Origin of the sequence: Candidatus Pseudoscillospira sp. SGI.172, assembly GCF_050313575.1 — a bacterium.
Lineage (GTDB): Bacteria > Bacillota > Clostridia > Oscillospirales > Oscillospiraceae > Vermiculatibacterium.
In genome coordinates this window covers 97,027-111,092 of sequence record NZ_JBNPLQ010000001.1, presented here as the reverse complement: position 1 = coordinate 111,092, position 14,066 = coordinate 97,027, and the positions used below count along the sequence as shown (strand labels likewise).

Annotated in this window: 12 protein-coding genes; all 12 read right to left on the bottom strand. The window is 64.9% G+C overall.

Translation table 11 applies throughout. From position 1 onward, the window contains the following. Positions 1-13: 13 nt before the first annotated feature. Complete coding sequence (locus tag ACQRD3_RS00585) at positions 14-3,499, bottom strand: DNA polymerase III subunit alpha (protein WP_080907149.1); 3,486 nt, start codon at positions 3,497-3,499, stop codon at positions 14-16. Positions 3,500-3,516: 17 nt separating this feature from the next. Then, positions 3,517-3,957: a hypothetical protein gene (locus ACQRD3_RS00580; RefSeq protein WP_080907148.1), complete on the bottom strand. Its 441-nt coding sequence runs from the start codon at positions 3,955-3,957 to the stop codon at positions 3,517-3,519. Positions 3,958-3,989: 32 nt separating this feature from the next. Continuing rightward, on the bottom strand, positions 3,990-4,886 hold the full coding sequence (gene whiA / locus ACQRD3_RS00575; protein ID WP_080907147.1) for a DNA-binding protein WhiA: 897 nt from the start codon (positions 4,884-4,886) through the stop codon (positions 3,990-3,992). Positions 4,887-4,950: 64 nt separating this feature from the next. After that, positions 4,951-5,961, bottom strand: a complete 1,011-nt coding sequence (locus tag ACQRD3_RS00570; protein ID WP_080907146.1) for a gluconeogenesis factor YvcK family protein — start codon at positions 5,959-5,961, stop codon at positions 4,951-4,953. Continuing rightward, positions 5,961-6,824: an RNase adapter RapZ gene (gene rapZ / locus ACQRD3_RS00565; protein ID WP_080907145.1), complete on the bottom strand. Its 864-nt coding sequence runs from the start codon at positions 6,822-6,824 to the stop codon at positions 5,961-5,963. Before rapZ ends, ACQRD3_RS00570 begins: the two co-directional genes overlap by 1 nt. Beyond that, positions 6,809-7,753, bottom strand: a complete 945-nt coding sequence (gene murB / locus ACQRD3_RS00560) for a UDP-N-acetylmuramate dehydrogenase (protein ID WP_080907144.1) — start codon at positions 7,751-7,753, stop codon at positions 6,809-6,811. Before murB ends, rapZ begins: the two co-directional genes overlap by 16 nt. Before the next feature lie 86 nt (positions 7,754-7,839). Continuing rightward, the gene (gene recN / locus ACQRD3_RS00555) at positions 7,840-9,537 is read right to left on the bottom strand and encodes a DNA repair protein RecN (RefSeq protein WP_427779138.1); all 1,698 of its coding nucleotides are present in this window, start codon (positions 9,535-9,537) and stop codon (positions 7,840-7,842) included. Between the two features lie 61 nt (positions 9,538-9,598). Further along, positions 9,599-10,051 (bottom strand): arginine repressor, encoded by a 453-nt coding sequence (gene argR / locus ACQRD3_RS00550; RefSeq protein WP_080907142.1) that lies wholly within the window; start codon positions 10,049-10,051, stop codon positions 9,599-9,601. A 3-nt stretch (positions 10,052-10,054) separates the two neighbouring features. Beyond that, on the bottom strand, positions 10,055-10,921 hold the full coding sequence (locus ACQRD3_RS00545) for an NAD(+)/NADH kinase (protein WP_080907141.1): 867 nt from the start codon (positions 10,919-10,921) through the stop codon (positions 10,055-10,057). Next, positions 10,918-11,727: a TlyA family RNA methyltransferase gene (locus ACQRD3_RS00540; RefSeq protein ID WP_080907140.1), complete on the bottom strand. Its 810-nt coding sequence runs from the start codon at positions 11,725-11,727 to the stop codon at positions 10,918-10,920. Before ACQRD3_RS00540 ends, ACQRD3_RS00545 begins: the two co-directional genes overlap by 4 nt. Then, entirely contained in the window at positions 11,693-13,564 is a 1,872-nt protein-coding gene (gene dxs, locus ACQRD3_RS00535; RefSeq protein WP_427779135.1) for a 1-deoxy-D-xylulose-5-phosphate synthase, read from the bottom strand. Before dxs ends, ACQRD3_RS00540 begins: the two co-directional genes overlap by 35 nt. A gap of 33 nt (positions 13,565-13,597) precedes the next feature. Continuing rightward, on the bottom strand, positions 13,598-14,059 hold the full coding sequence (locus tag ACQRD3_RS00530) for a divergent PAP2 family protein (protein WP_080907138.1): 462 nt from the start codon (positions 14,057-14,059) through the stop codon (positions 13,598-13,600). Positions 14,060-14,066 lie beyond the last annotated feature (7 nt).

Genomic DNA, 14,066 nt, shown 5'->3' with positions numbered 1-14,066 from the left:
CCGATGGGCCTGTTCATTTGACGACCACATTCTCCCCGCCGAAAAGCTCCCGGAGTTCAGCCACCAGTGCCGGGTGGATCTGGGCGGCCGCTCCCAGCCGCTTGCGGGTATCGGCGCAGTAGAGAACGATCTGCTGATTTCCGGGAAACATGTTGAGGATCAGGCCGAGCTTTCGCATCCGGGGGTCCTCCGCCGTGGGCAGCTTGACATAGAGCCTGCTGTTTTCCGGGATGGGCCGGGGCGCCGACGCGCCGTCCGAAGGCTCCGCCGTCTCCCCCTCCCCCGCCAGCGGGCGGGCCCGGTCGCACATGAGCTGGGGGGCCTTCTCGTCCCGAACGGAGAGCCGTCCCTCCGCCAGGAGAGCCATCCCCTCCTTCAAATAGGGGCCGCACTCTCCCAGTGTCCGGGAGAAAACCAGCATCTCCATGGCCCCCGTGTCGTCCTCCAGCCCCACATAGGCCATGAGCGTATTGTTTTTGGTGGTCTTGGTCTTGGAGGCGGTCACCACCCCCGCCAGGGTCACCCTCTGGCCGTCCCGGTAGGTCCGGGGCCCCTCCGGCTGGTCGAAGTCGGCCAGGATGGCCCCTATGGAGGCGGCCCTCAGCCGCTTGACCTGGGCCCGGTACTCATCCATGGGGTGGCCGGTGAGGTAGAGCCCCGTGGTCTCCTTCTCCATCTTCATCAGCTCCTGCCGGGTGAACTCCGGGATGCCCGGCAGGACGACCTGGGGCGCGGGCCCGGGGCCCTCCTCTCCACCGCCAAAGAGGTCGTACTGTCCCTCCAGGGTGTTTCTCCGGCTCTTGGCCACGGTGTCCATCACCTGCTCGCTCACCGCCAGAAGCTGGGAGCGGCGGGCGCCCAGGCTGTCAAAGGCCCCGCAGCGGATGAGGTTCTCCACCACCCGCTTGTTGCAGTCCATCCCGAACATCCGGGCGCAGAAGTCCGGGAAGGAGGCGAAGGGGCCGTTCTTCTCCCGCTCGCCCAGAAGCTGCACGGCAAACCCACGGCCCACGCCCTTCACCGCCGCCAGGCCGAAACGGAGCCCGTCCGCCGCCACGGTGAAGTCGGTCTCCGACTGATTCACGTCGGGGGGCAGCAGCTGGATGCCGCAGTTCCGGCACTCTCCGATGTACTCGGCCACCTTTTCGCTGGAATCCAGGACGGAGGTCAGCAGGGCGGCCATGTACTCCTTCGTGTAGTGGTATTTGAACCACGCGGTCTGATAAGCCACCACGGCGTAGGACACAGCGTGGGCCCTGTTGAAGGCGTAGTTGGCAAAATCGAAGATCTCGTCGTAGATATCCTGGCCGGTCTGCTCGGGGATCCCGCCCGCGATACACCCGGCGATCCCCCGTTCGGCGTCGCCGTAGATGAAGGCGTGGCGCTCCTTTTCGATCTCCTTGGCCTTCTTCTTGGAGATGGCCCGGCGCACCATGTCGGCCTGGCCCAGGGTATACCCCGCCAGCTTGCGGAAGATCTCGATGACCTGCTCCTGATACACGATGCAGCCGTACGTCACCGACAGGATGGGCTTCAGCAAGGGATGCTTGTACCGGATGAGCCGGGGATCCTGCTTGCAGGCGATGAACCGGGGAATGGAGTCCATGGGGCCGGGACGGTAGAGGGCGATGATGGCGGTGATGTCCTCGATGTCCTTGGGCTTGAGCCCCACGCACACCCCGGTCATCCCCGCCGACTCCATCTGGAACACCCCTGAGGTGCGTCCCTCCGAGAGCATCCGGTAGACCCCGGCGTCCCCGTCCGGGATGTCGTCGAGCGTGAAATCCGGCCTGCTTTTCCGCACCAGCTTCACCGCGTCGTCCAGCACCGTGAGGTTCCGAAGGCCCAGAAAGTCCATCTTCAAAAGGCCCAGCTCCTCCAGCACCGTCATCTGGAACTGGGTCACAACCGATTCGTCGTTTTTGGCCAGCGGGACGTAGTCGGCCACCGGCAGGCGGGTGATGACCACCCCGGCGGCGTGGGTGGAGGCGTGGCGAGGCATCCCCTCGATGGCCCGGGCAGTGTCGATGAGCAGCTTCACCTGCTCATCGCCGTCGTAGAGCTCCTTGAGGGGCTTGGAGAGCTTGAGGGCCTCCTCCAGGGTGATGTGGGGGGTGGTGGGCACCTGCTTGGCGATCTGATCCACCCGGTCGTAGGGCAGGTTCAGCACCCGGCCCACGTCCCGGATCGCCCCCCGGGCGGCCATGGTGCCGAAGGTCACGATCTGGGCCACGTGGTCGGCGCCGTATTTCTCCTGGACGTACTCGATGACCTCGCCCCGGCGGCGGATACAGAAATCCACGTCGATATCGGGCATGGTGACCCGCTCCGGGTTCAGGAACCGCTCGAAAAAGAGGCTGTACTTCATCGGGTCGATCTCCGTGATGGCCATGCAGTAGGCCACCATGCTCCCGGCGGCGGAGCCGCGGCCCGGGCCCACAGGGATCCCGTGGGACTTGGCAAAGCCGATGAAGTCGGAGACGATGAGGAAGTAGTCCACGAAGCCCATCTGCCGGATGACCCCCATCTCGTACTCCAGCTGGGTCTCATACTCCGGGGGAGGCGCGCTGTAACGCCGCCGGAACCCCTCCCGGCAGAGACGTTCAAAGTAGGCGTCCGGGTCGCTCTCCCCCTCGGGTAGGTGGAATTCCGGCAGGTGGTGGACGCCGAACTCGAAGTCCACCTGACACTGCTCCGCGATCTTCTGGGTGTTTTCGATGGCCTCCGGCCACTTGGGGAAGAGGGCGGCCATCTCCAATTCACTCTTGACATAGAACTCCTCGGTCTCAAAGCGCATCCGGTCGGGATCGTCCTCGGTCTTGCCGGTCTGGACGCACATGAGGATGTCCTGGGTGCGGGCGTCGGCCCGGGTGAGGTAGTGGGCGTCGTTGGTGGCGGCCAGGGGGATGCCGGTCTCCTCATGGAGCCGCACCAGCCCGGCGATCACCGCCGGGTCCTCCTCCAGGGCGTGGTCCTGAAGCTCCAGATAGTAATTCCCACGTCCGAACAATTCATCCATTTCCAGCGCGTGGGCCCTGGCCCCGGCGTAGTCCCCGGCGCGGATGCGCCGGGGCAGCTCCCCTGCCAGACAGGCCGACAGACAGACCAGGCCCTCGTGCCGCTCCCGCAGCAAGTCCAGATCGATGCGGGGCTTGATGTAAAAACCCTCGGTGTAGGACTGGCTCACCATGTGGGAGAGGTTGCGGTAGCCGGTCTCGTTTTTGCACAGCAAAATCAGGTGGCGGGCCTGGCTGTCCAGCTCGTGCACCCGGTCGAAGCGGGTGCGGGGGGCCACATAGACCTCGCAGCCGATGATGGGGTGGATGCCTTCGGCCTTGCAGGCGCGGTAAAAGTCGATAACGCCGTACATGTTGCCGTGGTCGGTGATGGCCACGGCGGTCTGACCCAGCTCCTTGACCCGCTGGACCAGCTTGGGGATCCGGCAGGCCCCGTCCAGAAGGCTGTACTCGGTATGGATATGTAGATGGGCAAAGGCCATGGTGGGACCTCCTTCTTTCAGCTGAACAGTATTTTCTGAATAAACTCACCCAATTCCGGGATTTGACCGCGCAGCCGGTTTGTGCTCCAGAGGAAGAAAACAGGCAGCCAAAGATAAGGAAAAAATTTCAGGATGCTCTCTCCCAAGAAAAACGTCAAAAGAATGCAGGATAAGATGATCAGGCACACCGCTGCATTAGCGGCGTAGATGGTCTGGGGAATCTTCACGGTCCCCTCGATTTCAGTTCCCTTCCCTGTGGGGACCACTGTCAAGTCCGCAAACACATAGCCACGGATTTTACCCGTCTGAATCAGCCTGATCTCCCCGCTCTTCAGGTTTCGGTGAAAGCGGGTATTCCGCGCCGTCCATAAATCTAATCTGGACCATGGCCTGGTTTTCTCACTGATTCGCGCAAAGATTTCTTCCCTGGATAGTGTGCTGAAATAGGACACCTTCATCCGTCGTCACCTCCGTGTCAGCGCAACCTCTGTCACATCTCTCCCGCCAGCTCACCCAGCTTTTTCAGCCGGTGGCTGAGGGAGGACTTGGTGATGGGCGGCTCGCACAGAGCCGCCAGCTCGGTCAGGGTCATCTCCGGGTTGTCCATCCGGAGCCGGGCGGCCTCGGCCAGCTTGGGGGGCAGCTCAGCCAGATCCATGCGCCCGGCCAGGCGGCGGATGTCCTCCAGCTGGGCCTGGGCGGCGTCCACCGCCTTGTCCAGATTGGCAGCGTCGCAGTTCACCCGGCGGTTGACCCCGCCCCGCAGGTCCTTTTCCGCTTTGGCATTCATCAGCTCCATGGCGGCCAGCGGCGCGCCGATGGCGGTGAGAAAATCGGTGATGGCCTCGCTCTGCTTGAAATAGGCCATGTGGTTGGCCCCCCGGGCGGCGGATTTGGGGGCAAAGCCCGCCTCCCGCAGAAGGGTGAGCAGCTCCCGGTTCACCGAGTAGTGGGAGGTGGCCAGCTCCAGATGGTAGCCCTTGGCCGGATCGGTCACCGATCCCCCCGCCAAAAAGGCCCCACGGAAGAAGGCGGAGCGGCAGTGCTCCTCCTCCAGTACGGCAAAGTTGATGTGATGGGCCACGGTGGAGCCTGGATCGTACCCAAAGGCCGCCGAGAGGGCGGAGAGCTTGTCCGGCGCGGTCAGAGAAAAGATGCGCTTGCCCTGCCCCGCCTCGGGGAGGCGGTCGAAGGTGATGTGAAAGGCCTTTTTGAACAGCGCCGGGAGCCGGGCGGCAAACGCCGCTGACTCAGTAACGATGCGGGCTTCCCCCCGATCGAACCGGTTGGCATAGAGGAGGATGCCGTAGCACTCCGCCTGGGCACAGCATCGGCGGGAGAGGGGCGCACGGCAGAGCTCCCGCTTTGCGTCGCTGGAAAAAGACATGGCGTTGCCTCCCTCTCAAAGAATCAGTCGGGGCGGAACGGCATCCCGCCGTCCCGCTCCGCCGTCAAAAGATCTTGGTGTGGGCCCGGTCCTCATAGAGCTCCATCACCGCCTGGGCCAGCCGGTCGATGGAGTGACGGGCAAAGGGGGACTCCTCCGAGGCGAGGGGCCGTTCCACCACGTCCACTCCCAGGGCCTTCAGCGCCGCCCGGTCCACGGCGATGGGCTCCGAGCCCTCCTCCCGGTAGCGCTCCAGCAGCTCCGGCCGAATGGGGGCGCAGTTGGCCAGACACACATCGATGAGCCCGGGGCCGGCGTGATCCAGCAGCGCCGCCACGTGCTCGGAGAGGGTCATCCCCTCGGTCTCCCCATCCTGGGTCATAATGTTGGAGATGTAGACCCTCGGGACGGCGGCGGCGCACACGGCCTCGGCCACCCCGTCCACCAGAAGGTTGGGGATGATGCTGGTGTAAAGGCTTCCCGGCCCCAGCAGAATGAGGTCGGCCGCCCGGATGGCCTCCAGCGTGGCCGGAAGGGCCGCCGGATGGCCCGGCAGGAGCGCCACCCGGCGGATGCGGCAGTCCTGTGCCTTTTTGAAGGCGGCGATCTTGGACTCTCCCACCACCCGGGCCCCGTTTTCAAAGGTGGCCTCCAGCGCCACGTTGGCGTTGGTCACCGGCAGCACCCGGCCTGTGATGGCCAGCACCTGGCTCATCCGGGCCACCGCCTCGTCAAAGGAGGCGGAGATGCCGTTGAGGGCCGCCAGCAGAAGATTTCCGAAGGCCTGACCGGTGAGGCTTCCCTCGGTAAACCGGTAGCCCAGCAGCCGCTCCATGACGGGCTCGGTGTTGGCCAGGGCCTCCATGCAGTTGCGGATGTCCCCCGGCGGGGGCATCCCCAGGTCGGCCCGGAGCATCCCGGAACCGCCCCCGTCGTCGGCCACGGTGACGATGGCGGTGAGGTTTTTGGTATACTGCTTCAAGCCGCGGAGCATGGTGGACAGGCCGTTTCCGCCGCCGATGGCCACCACCCGGGGGCCCTGCTCCCAGCGGCGTTCCGTCTTGAGGGTCTCCATCACTGGGCCCTCGTCATGTCCCGGTGGTTCTCCGCGGCGTCGTAGCCCTTCTGGCGAATGAAATCCGCCAGCGCCCGGGTCACGGCCACCGACCGGTGCTGGCCGCCGGTGCAGCCCACCCCGATCACCAGGGCGGCCTTCCCCTCCTCCACATACTGGGGCAGGAGGAACGCGATCAGCCGCTCCAGATAGGTCATAAAGTCCTTGGTCTGCTGATAGCCGAAGATGAAGTCGTAGACCGGCTTGTCCAGCCCGGTCTGGTGCCGCAGCTCGGCGATGTAATAGGGATTGGGCAGAAAGCGCACGTCGAACACCAGATCGGCCTCGATGGGGATGCCGTACTTGAAGCCAAAGGAGATCACGCTCACGCTCATCGCCTGCTGGGGCCCCCCCGAGCCGAAGAGCCGCAGCACCTCTCCCCGGAGCTTGGCGGTGGAGAGGGCGGTGGTGTCCACAATGTACTCCGCCCGGTCCCGCACCGGCTCCAGGATGGTGCGCTCCCGGTGGACCGCCTCGTCCAGAGAGCGGCCGTCCCGGGCCAGCGGGTGGAGCCGGCGGGTCTCCTTATAGCGCTTGATGATAGTCTCGGGGCTGGCCTCCACATACAAAATCTTGTAGTCGCAGCCCATCTCCTCCAGATCGGACAGGGCGGCGAACAGGCCGTCGAAGGTCTGTCCGCCCCGGATGTCACTGACAATGGACACCCGGTCGTATTTGGCCTGCCCCGCCATGCACAGCTCCGCAAATTTGGGTATGAGAGGGGCCGGCATATTGTCCACCACAAAGTAGCCGATGTCCTCCATGAAGGATGCCACCTGGCTCTTGCCCGCGCCGGAGAGACCGGAAATCACGATAAATTCCATCCTGCTCCCCCCTTCCCGATCCCCAGTGTTTTCACTTCCAGTTCCAGCGCCACGCCGGTCTGCTCCAGCACCCGGGCGCGCACCTGTTCAATGAGAGCCAGAATATCCCGGCAGGTGGCTCCGCCGGTGTTGACCACGAACCCGGCGTGCTTCTCCGAAACCTGGGCGCCTCCCACCCGCAGGCCCTTGCAGCCGCACTGCTCGATGAGGGCGGCTGCAAAATGCCCCTCGGGACGCTTGAAGGTGCTCCCGGCGCTGGGCAGTTCCAGGGGCTGTCTGGAGCGGCGCTTCTCGCCCAGCTCCTCCATCCTCGCCCGAATCGCGGCGGGATCGCCCGGAGCCAGGGCAAGCTCCGCCCCAAGGATCAGCCGTTTTCCGTCGGAAAACATGCTGCGGCGGTAGCCCAGGCCGCAGTCTGAGGCCGGAAGGGTCTCCACCCGCCCGGCCTCATCCAGAAAGGTGACCGAGGCGAGCACCTGCACCATCTCGCCGCCATAGGCGCCGGCGTTCATGGTGACTGCGCCCCCCAGCGTACCGGGGATGCCGTGGGCAAACTCCAGTCCGGTCAGCCCCGCCTCCAAAGCGGCGGCGGCCAATCGGGAGAGGAGCACCCCGGAATCGGCGGTCATTGCGGCTCCATCAACAGAAATGTCGTTCAGGCCCCCGAAGGTCTTGATGAGGAAGCCGTCATACCCCTCGTCGGACACCAACAGATTGGAGCCGTTGCCCAGGTAGACCGGGGTCACTCCCAGCTCCGCCGCGATCCGCACCGCCGCCGCGGCCTCTTCCCGGCTGGCGGGCAGCGCCATCAGCGCGGCGGGGCCGCCCACCCGAAAGGAGGTGTGGCGGAACAGGGGCTCCTCCCGCCGCAGATCCAGTGCGGGGCAGCTTTGATGCAGTTGTTTTTCCAGTGTGTCCCAGCGATCCATGCGCGTCCCCTCCTTTTGTCTCAAACAGCATATGAAGGAAAGGGCCCTTTCATCCGCCCCGGGCCTGCGGAACAAAGGGCCCTTTCTCAATTCGCCAGACTGCGCCGGTATTCGGCGGCCCCGTCCAGCAGCTCGCCCGCGCTGTCCAGCGCGGCGCGGGTGACGTGGTCTCCAGCCGTAAGGCGGGCCAGCTCGGCCTGGCGGCGGGCCCGGTCCAGCACCTCCACCGCTGTGAAGGTGCGCCCGTTCTTCTCCCCCTTCTCCACCGAAAAGTGGACGTCCGCCATGGCGGCCAGCTGGGGCAGGTGGGTCACGCAGAGCACCTGTTTGTGCCGGGCCACCTGGGCCAGCTTCTCCGCCACCTTCTGGGCCGCACGGCCCGAGACGCCGGTGTCCACCTCGTCAAAGACCAGGGTGCCCACGTCATCGTTCTCCGCCAGTACGTTTTTCAGCGCCAGCATGATCCGGGCCAGCTCACCCCCCGAGGCGATCTTCTGGATGGGCTTCAGGTCCTCCCCCACGTTGGCCGACATGAGAAAGCGCACCGTGTCCATTCCGGCGTCATCCAGCCCGGTTTCACTCTCCACCGGCGCGAAGGCCACCTGGAAGCGGACTTTGGGCATGTCCAGCTGAGCCAGTTCGGTCTGGATCCGGCGCTGGAGAGCCTCCCCGGCCCGCTTCCGCTCCGCCGAGAGGGCTCCCGCCCGGGCCTTCGCCTCTGTCAGAGCTTCCGCCCGCTCCTGTTCCAGCCGCAGGAGCGTGTCGTCGGCAAACTGGATCTCGTCCAGCTCCCGGCGGCACAGGTCCAGATAGTCCAGCATCTCTTCCTCGCTGGAGCCGTATTTCTTTTTCAGGCGGTAGAGCCGGTCCAGCCTTCCCTCCAGCTGATCCAGCTCCCCCGGCTCAAAGTCGAAGCTCCCCCGGGCCCCCCGGGCGGAGTCGGCGGCATCCTGAGCCAGGCAGCGGCACTCGGTAAGCCGCTGGTACAGCTCATCCAGCTCCGGGCTCACCCCGGACACCCGGCCCAGGGCCTCCTCCGCCTCCATCAGCAGTGCCACCGCCCCCACGCTGTCGTCGTCCCCGGAGAGGGCGTAGTGGGCCTCTTCGGCGGCCTGGGCCAGGTCGGCGGCGCTGCGGAGCAGCTCCCGGCGGGAGAGCAGTTCCTCCTCCTCCCCCGGCACCAGCCCGGCCCGCTCCAGCTCTCCGATCTGAAACTGGAGACTGTCCACCTTCCGGGCCTTCTCGGCCTCGTCCATGCGGAGGGAGGCCATCCGCTGCTCCAGCGCCCGCAGCGCCCCATAGGCCTCCCGGTAGTTCTCCAGCAGGCCCCCGGTCCCGCCGAAGCGGTCCAGATACCCCAGGTGACAGCCCTCATCCAAAAGCTGCTGGCCGTCGTGCTGGCCGTGGATGTTCAAAAGCTGGCGGCCCAGGGCCCGCAGCTGAGTGACCGTCACCGGCAGGCCATTGACCCGGCAGAGGTTCTTGCCGTCGGCCATGATCTGGCGCTGGAGCAGGACCTCGCCGCCCTCATCCGGCTCCAGGCCGTTTTCGGCAAACCACGGCAGCGCCCCCACGCCCGAGAAGGCCCCTGTGACCAGGGCGGACTTGGCTCCCGTGCGGATGAGATCCCGGCTGGCCCGCTCCCCGGTGACCGCCCCCATGGCGTCCACCACAATGGATTTGCCCGCGCCGGTCTCGCCGGTGAGGGCGTTGAAGCCCCCGCCGAACGTGATGTCCGCCGACTCAATGACGGCGATATTCTCGATATGAAGAACTGAAAGCATCCGCTCCACCTCCGACAATCGATCGCGAAAACAGCCGGGACCCGCTCCTGCTTTGAACTGTTCAGGACAGCATCTCCCGGATCTCCTCGCAGAATTCCTCCGCAGAGCCGTTGGTCCGCATGATGAGGATCACCGTATCGTCCCCGGCCAGGGAACCCACCAGCTCCGGGATCTCCATGGCGTCGATGGCGGCGGCCGCCGCCGAGGCAAGGCCCGGCATGGTCCGGAGCACCACGATGTTCTGGGCCATGTCATAGGAGGTGACCCCCTGCCGGAAGATGGTCTGGAGCCTGCCCACGTTGTTGAGGGCGGTCTTGCGCTGGGAAACGGCGTATTTATAGATGCCGCCGGCAGTCAGCTCCTTGACCAGATGGAGCTGCTTGATGTCCCGGGAAATGGTGGCCTGAGTCGTGGAGACCCCCCGCTCCTTCAGCGCGTCCAGAAGCTGCTCCTGGGTCTCAATATCCCGCTGCGCCACGATGTCCAAAATCTCCTGCTGCCGTTTGCTTTTCATAGGTCACATCCTCCCCAGTTTCTGATTGACGATGGTGTAGAAGCTCCGATTGGTCAGCTTGGCCAGCCGGGCCTTGGATCTGGAGCGGCGCAGCTCCACCTGATCGCTCCCTCCAAGCCGGAAGGCCTTGCCGCCGTCCACGGACAGATAGGCGGTCTTGCGGGAGAGCTTTCCCATCCGCACCGCCACCAGACGGCTCCGATCCAGCACAAAGGACCGGGCGTGGAGGGCATGGGGACAGATGGGGGTAACGATGATATTCTCCGCGGTGGGCTCCACGATGGGGCCGCCGGCGGACATGGAATAAGCGGTGGAACCGGTGGGCGTGGCAATGACCACGCCGTCCCCGGAAAACCGGCTGATGAGCACGCCGTCGGACTTCACGTCCAAATCGATGATCCGGGCCACCGCGCCCTTGGTGATAACCGCGTCGTTGAGCGCCAGATCCCGGAAGATGGTACGCCCCTCCCGCCGGATGGAGACATCCAGCATCATCCGCTCCTCCAGGGCATATTCCCCCTTCGTCAGGCGGGACAGCTCCCCCAGTTCGCTCACTTCCAGTTCCGCCATGAAGCCAACGCTACCCAGGTTCACCCCCAGCACGGGGATGTGGTGGGCGTCGGCGTCCTTGGCGGCGTGAAGAATGGTGCCGTCTCCGCCAAAGCACACCAGCAGATCGGCGCCCTGAAAGGCCTCTTCCATGGAGACAAATTTCAGATGAGCGGGCAGCTCCAGGCCGCTCCCCTTCTCCAGGGAAAAGGGGAGGCTCATGCAGGTCTCCGCTCCGGCCTCCCGCAGCACCCGCTGAGCGGCCTGAGCCGCCTTCAGGCCCTTGTCCCGATAGGGATTGGGGCTGAGCACAATCTTCACGGCATTCCCTCCTCCAGTTTGGCGTGAGACGCCTCCACCAGCTCTTTCAGATCCCACGATCCTGCCATCCCGCCTTCGGCGGAGAGCCAGCCCAGGTACTCGATATTGCCCTCCGGGCCCCGGATGGGGGACCAGGTCAATCCCCGTACGCCGAAACCGGCGGAGGCGGCGTGCTCCAGAAAATGCTCCAGCACCTCCTGATGGACCGCCTTGTCACGGACGACCCCCTTCTTCCCCACCTTGTCCTTTCCCGCCTCAAACTGAGGCTTGATGAGGCACACCGCCTGACCGGACCGCTTCATCAGTCCCCGCAGGGGGGGGAGGATCAGATTCAGCGAAATAAAGGACACATCGACACTTGCAAAATCCAGCTCGTCGGGAATCTGCTCATGGGTGAGGTAGCGGGCGTTGGTGCGCTCCATGCACACCACCCGGGTATCGCTGCGCAGCTTCCAGGCAAACTGCCCGTAGCCCACATCCACGGCATAGACTTTCGACGCCCCGTTTTGGAGCATGCAGTCGGTAAACCCGCCGGTGGAGGCCCCGATGTCGGCGCATACCGCGCCGGCGAGGGAGATGGGCCAGGTCCCCATGGCCTTTTCCAGCTTCAACCCGCCCCGGCTGACGTATTTCAGCCCGCCTCCCCGGACTTCGATGGGTGCGTCCGCCGGTGTAGGCGTCCCCGCCTTGTCCACCTTCTGTCCATTCACATAGACCTGGCCGCTCATGACGACGGCCTGTGCCTTTTGCCGGCTCTCCGCCAGGCCCCGCTCAAAGAGCAGGACGTCCAGCCGCTTTTTCTCCATGTGTACAAACCTCCCAGGCGATCTTGGCCAGGCTCTCCGCATCCAGGCCGGCCAAACGCCTCAACTCGTCGACTTTTCCCTGCGGGATAAACTGGCGGTCCAGATTGCGGAGCAAAATATCCCGAATGGCACCCGCGCATCCATAGCGGGCCGCGGCCGAAGCCAGCCGCTCCCCCACACAGTTGGCCTGTGCACACTCCTCCGCCACGATCAGCCGCCCGGTACGCTCCGCCGAGCGCAGGGCCGGGCCGGGATCCAGGGGCGTGATGATATTATACTTGATGACTTCCGCCGAAACCCCTCGGCGCGCCAAGCGCTCCGCGGCCTCCAGCAGGGCATTGACCTGGGTGCCGTAGCCCGCCAGGGTCAGGTCCCGGCCCTCCCGCAAAACCGTGGCGGGAGCCGGCCAGGAAGATGTCTGATACGTTCCTTCCCCACCCCGGGGATAGCGGATCGCCACAGGGCCCCTGCACTCCTTCACGGCGTATTCCAGCATGTCGGCCAGCTCCGCGTAGCTGGCCGGGCAGAGGACCTTCATCCCGGGCACCGTGTCCAGAAATCCCACGTCGAAAATCCCGTGGTGGGTCTCTCCGTCCGCTCCCACCAGTCCGGCCCGGTCCACGCAGAACACCACGTGGAGGCCCTGAATGGCTACATCGTGGAGGAGCATATCATAGGCTCGCTGCAAAAAGGAGGAGTAGACGGCGAACACGGGGATCAGGCCCTGCTTGGCCATGCCCGCGCACATCGTGACGGCGTGGCCCTCGGCGATCCCCACATCAAAAAACCGCTCGGGGAACTGTCCGGCAAATTCATCCAGGCCGGTCCCCGGCTGCATGGCGGCGGTGACGGCGCACAGACGGGGTTCCCGTCGGGCCAGGGCGCATACGGCCCGGCCGAAGGCGCCGGAAAAATCCCGACCGGGCAGGGCCAGAGACTGTCCGGTGGCGGGATCAAACTGCCCTACCCCGTGGAACCGGCCCGGATCGGCCTCGGCGGGGGGATAGCCCTTTCCCTTCACCGTCCGCACGTGGAGGAGCACAGGCCCCTCCAGATCCCGGGCATAGCGCAGCAGCCGGGTCAGCCCCCGCACATCGTGCCCGTCCACCGGCCCAAGATAGGTAAAACCCATGTCTTCAAAGAGGCTGCACGGCAGCAGCGTCTCCTTGACGGCGGTCTTGATCTTGTGGGTCACCTTGTAGATGCGGCGGCCCAGTGAAAATGAATTCATCACCCGGCGGTAAGCTTTTTTGAAACTGAGGTACTGGGGCTTCAAACGCTGGCGGGCCAAATGCTCCGCCACGCCGCCCACGCTCTGGGTGATGGACATCCCGTTGTCGTTTAAAATCACGATGAGGGGCTCTCCGCTGTCCCCGGCGTCGGACAGGCCCTCATAGGCCAGGCCGCCGGAGAGCGCGCCGTCCCCCAGCAGGGCAACCACCCGGTAGTCCTTGTGCAGGATGGTCCGCGCCCTGGCCATTCCCACCGCCACCGACACGGAGGTGGAGGCGTGCCCCACGGTAAAGGCGTCGCAGATGCTCTCCCCCGGCTTGGGAAAGCCGGACAGCCCCCCAAAGGTGCGCAGGGTGTCCATGGCTCCGTCCCGTCCGGTGAGCATCTTGTGGCAGTAGCATTGGTGCCCCACGTCAAAAACGATGCGGTCCCGCTCTGGTGTAAAGACCCGGTGGAGCGCCACAGTGAGCTCCACCGCCCCCAGGTTGGAGGCCAGATGCCCCCCCGTTTTGGAGACCACCTGGATCAGTCGCTCCCGCAGCTGGACGCAGAGCTGCTCGGCCTCTGCGTCGCTCATCAGATGTAATTGATTTGGAAGATTCAACAGGGCCTCTGCCCCCTTTTTTCAGTTCCCCGCTCAGCGGGTAAAAAACCAGGCCCCGCCCCAGCCGATTCCGATCCCCAGCAAAGCGCCCATGAGGACCTGCAGGGGAGTGTGTCCCAGCAGCTCCTTGAGTTCCTGGCCGAACATGGCGGGTTTCATCTCCGTCCAGTGCTCCATGATATAGTTCAAAATTTTGGCCTGCTCCCCTGCCGCCCGGCGGACATTGGAGGCGTCGTACATCACCACCACGGCCACCACGGCGGCAATGGCAAAGAGGGGGGAGGACCAGCCGTACAGGTAGGCCACCGACGATGCGCAGGCGCAGACGAAGGAGGAGTGAGAGCTGGGCATGCCCCCGCTGGAGAGCATGGATCTCCAGTTCATACGTCCCTCGCTGATCAGGACCACGATAAACTTGAGAATCTGGGCGATCGCCCAGGCCAGGATGGCCAAATTCAGGATGAGGTTTCCCGTGAGAAAATCCACAAAATTCATCGGCAGC

What these genes read in the sequence shown, in the direction of transcription:
- ACQRD3_RS00585 (WP_080907149.1), bottom strand. Translation starts at nt 3,499, where the DNA reads ATGGCCTTTGCCCATCTACATATCCATACCGAGTACAGCCTTCTGGAC.
- ACQRD3_RS00580 (WP_080907148.1), bottom strand. Translation starts at nt 3,957, where the DNA reads ATGAAGGTGTCCTATTTCAGCACACTATCCAGGGAAGAAATCTTTGCG.
- whiA (WP_080907147.1), bottom strand. Translation starts at nt 4,886, where the DNA reads ATGTCTTTTTCCAGCGACGCAAAGCGGGAGCTCTGCCGTGCGCCCCTC.
- ACQRD3_RS00570 (WP_080907146.1), bottom strand. Translation starts at nt 5,961, where the DNA reads ATGGAGACCCTCAAGACGGAACGCCGCTGGGAGCAGGGCCCCCGGGTG.
- rapZ (WP_080907145.1), bottom strand. Translation starts at nt 6,824, where the DNA reads ATGGAATTTATCGTGATTTCCGGTCTCTCCGGCGCGGGCAAGAGCCAG.
- murB (WP_080907144.1), bottom strand. Translation starts at nt 7,753, where the DNA reads ATGGATCGCTGGGACACACTGGAAAAACAACTGCATCAAAGCTGCCCC.
- recN (WP_427779138.1), bottom strand. Translation starts at nt 9,537, where the DNA reads ATGCTTTCAGTTCTTCATATCGAGAATATCGCCGTCATTGAGTCGGCG.
- argR (WP_080907142.1), bottom strand. Translation starts at nt 10,051, where the DNA reads ATGAAAAGCAAACGGCAGCAGGAGATTTTGGACATCGTGGCGCAGCGG.
- ACQRD3_RS00540 (WP_080907140.1), bottom strand. Translation starts at nt 11,727, where the DNA reads ATGGAGAAAAAGCGGCTGGACGTCCTGCTCTTTGAGCGGGGCCTGGCG.
- ACQRD3_RS00530 (WP_080907138.1), bottom strand. Translation starts at nt 14,059, where the DNA reads ATGAATTTTGTGGATTTTCTCACGGGAAACCTCATCCTGAATTTGGCC.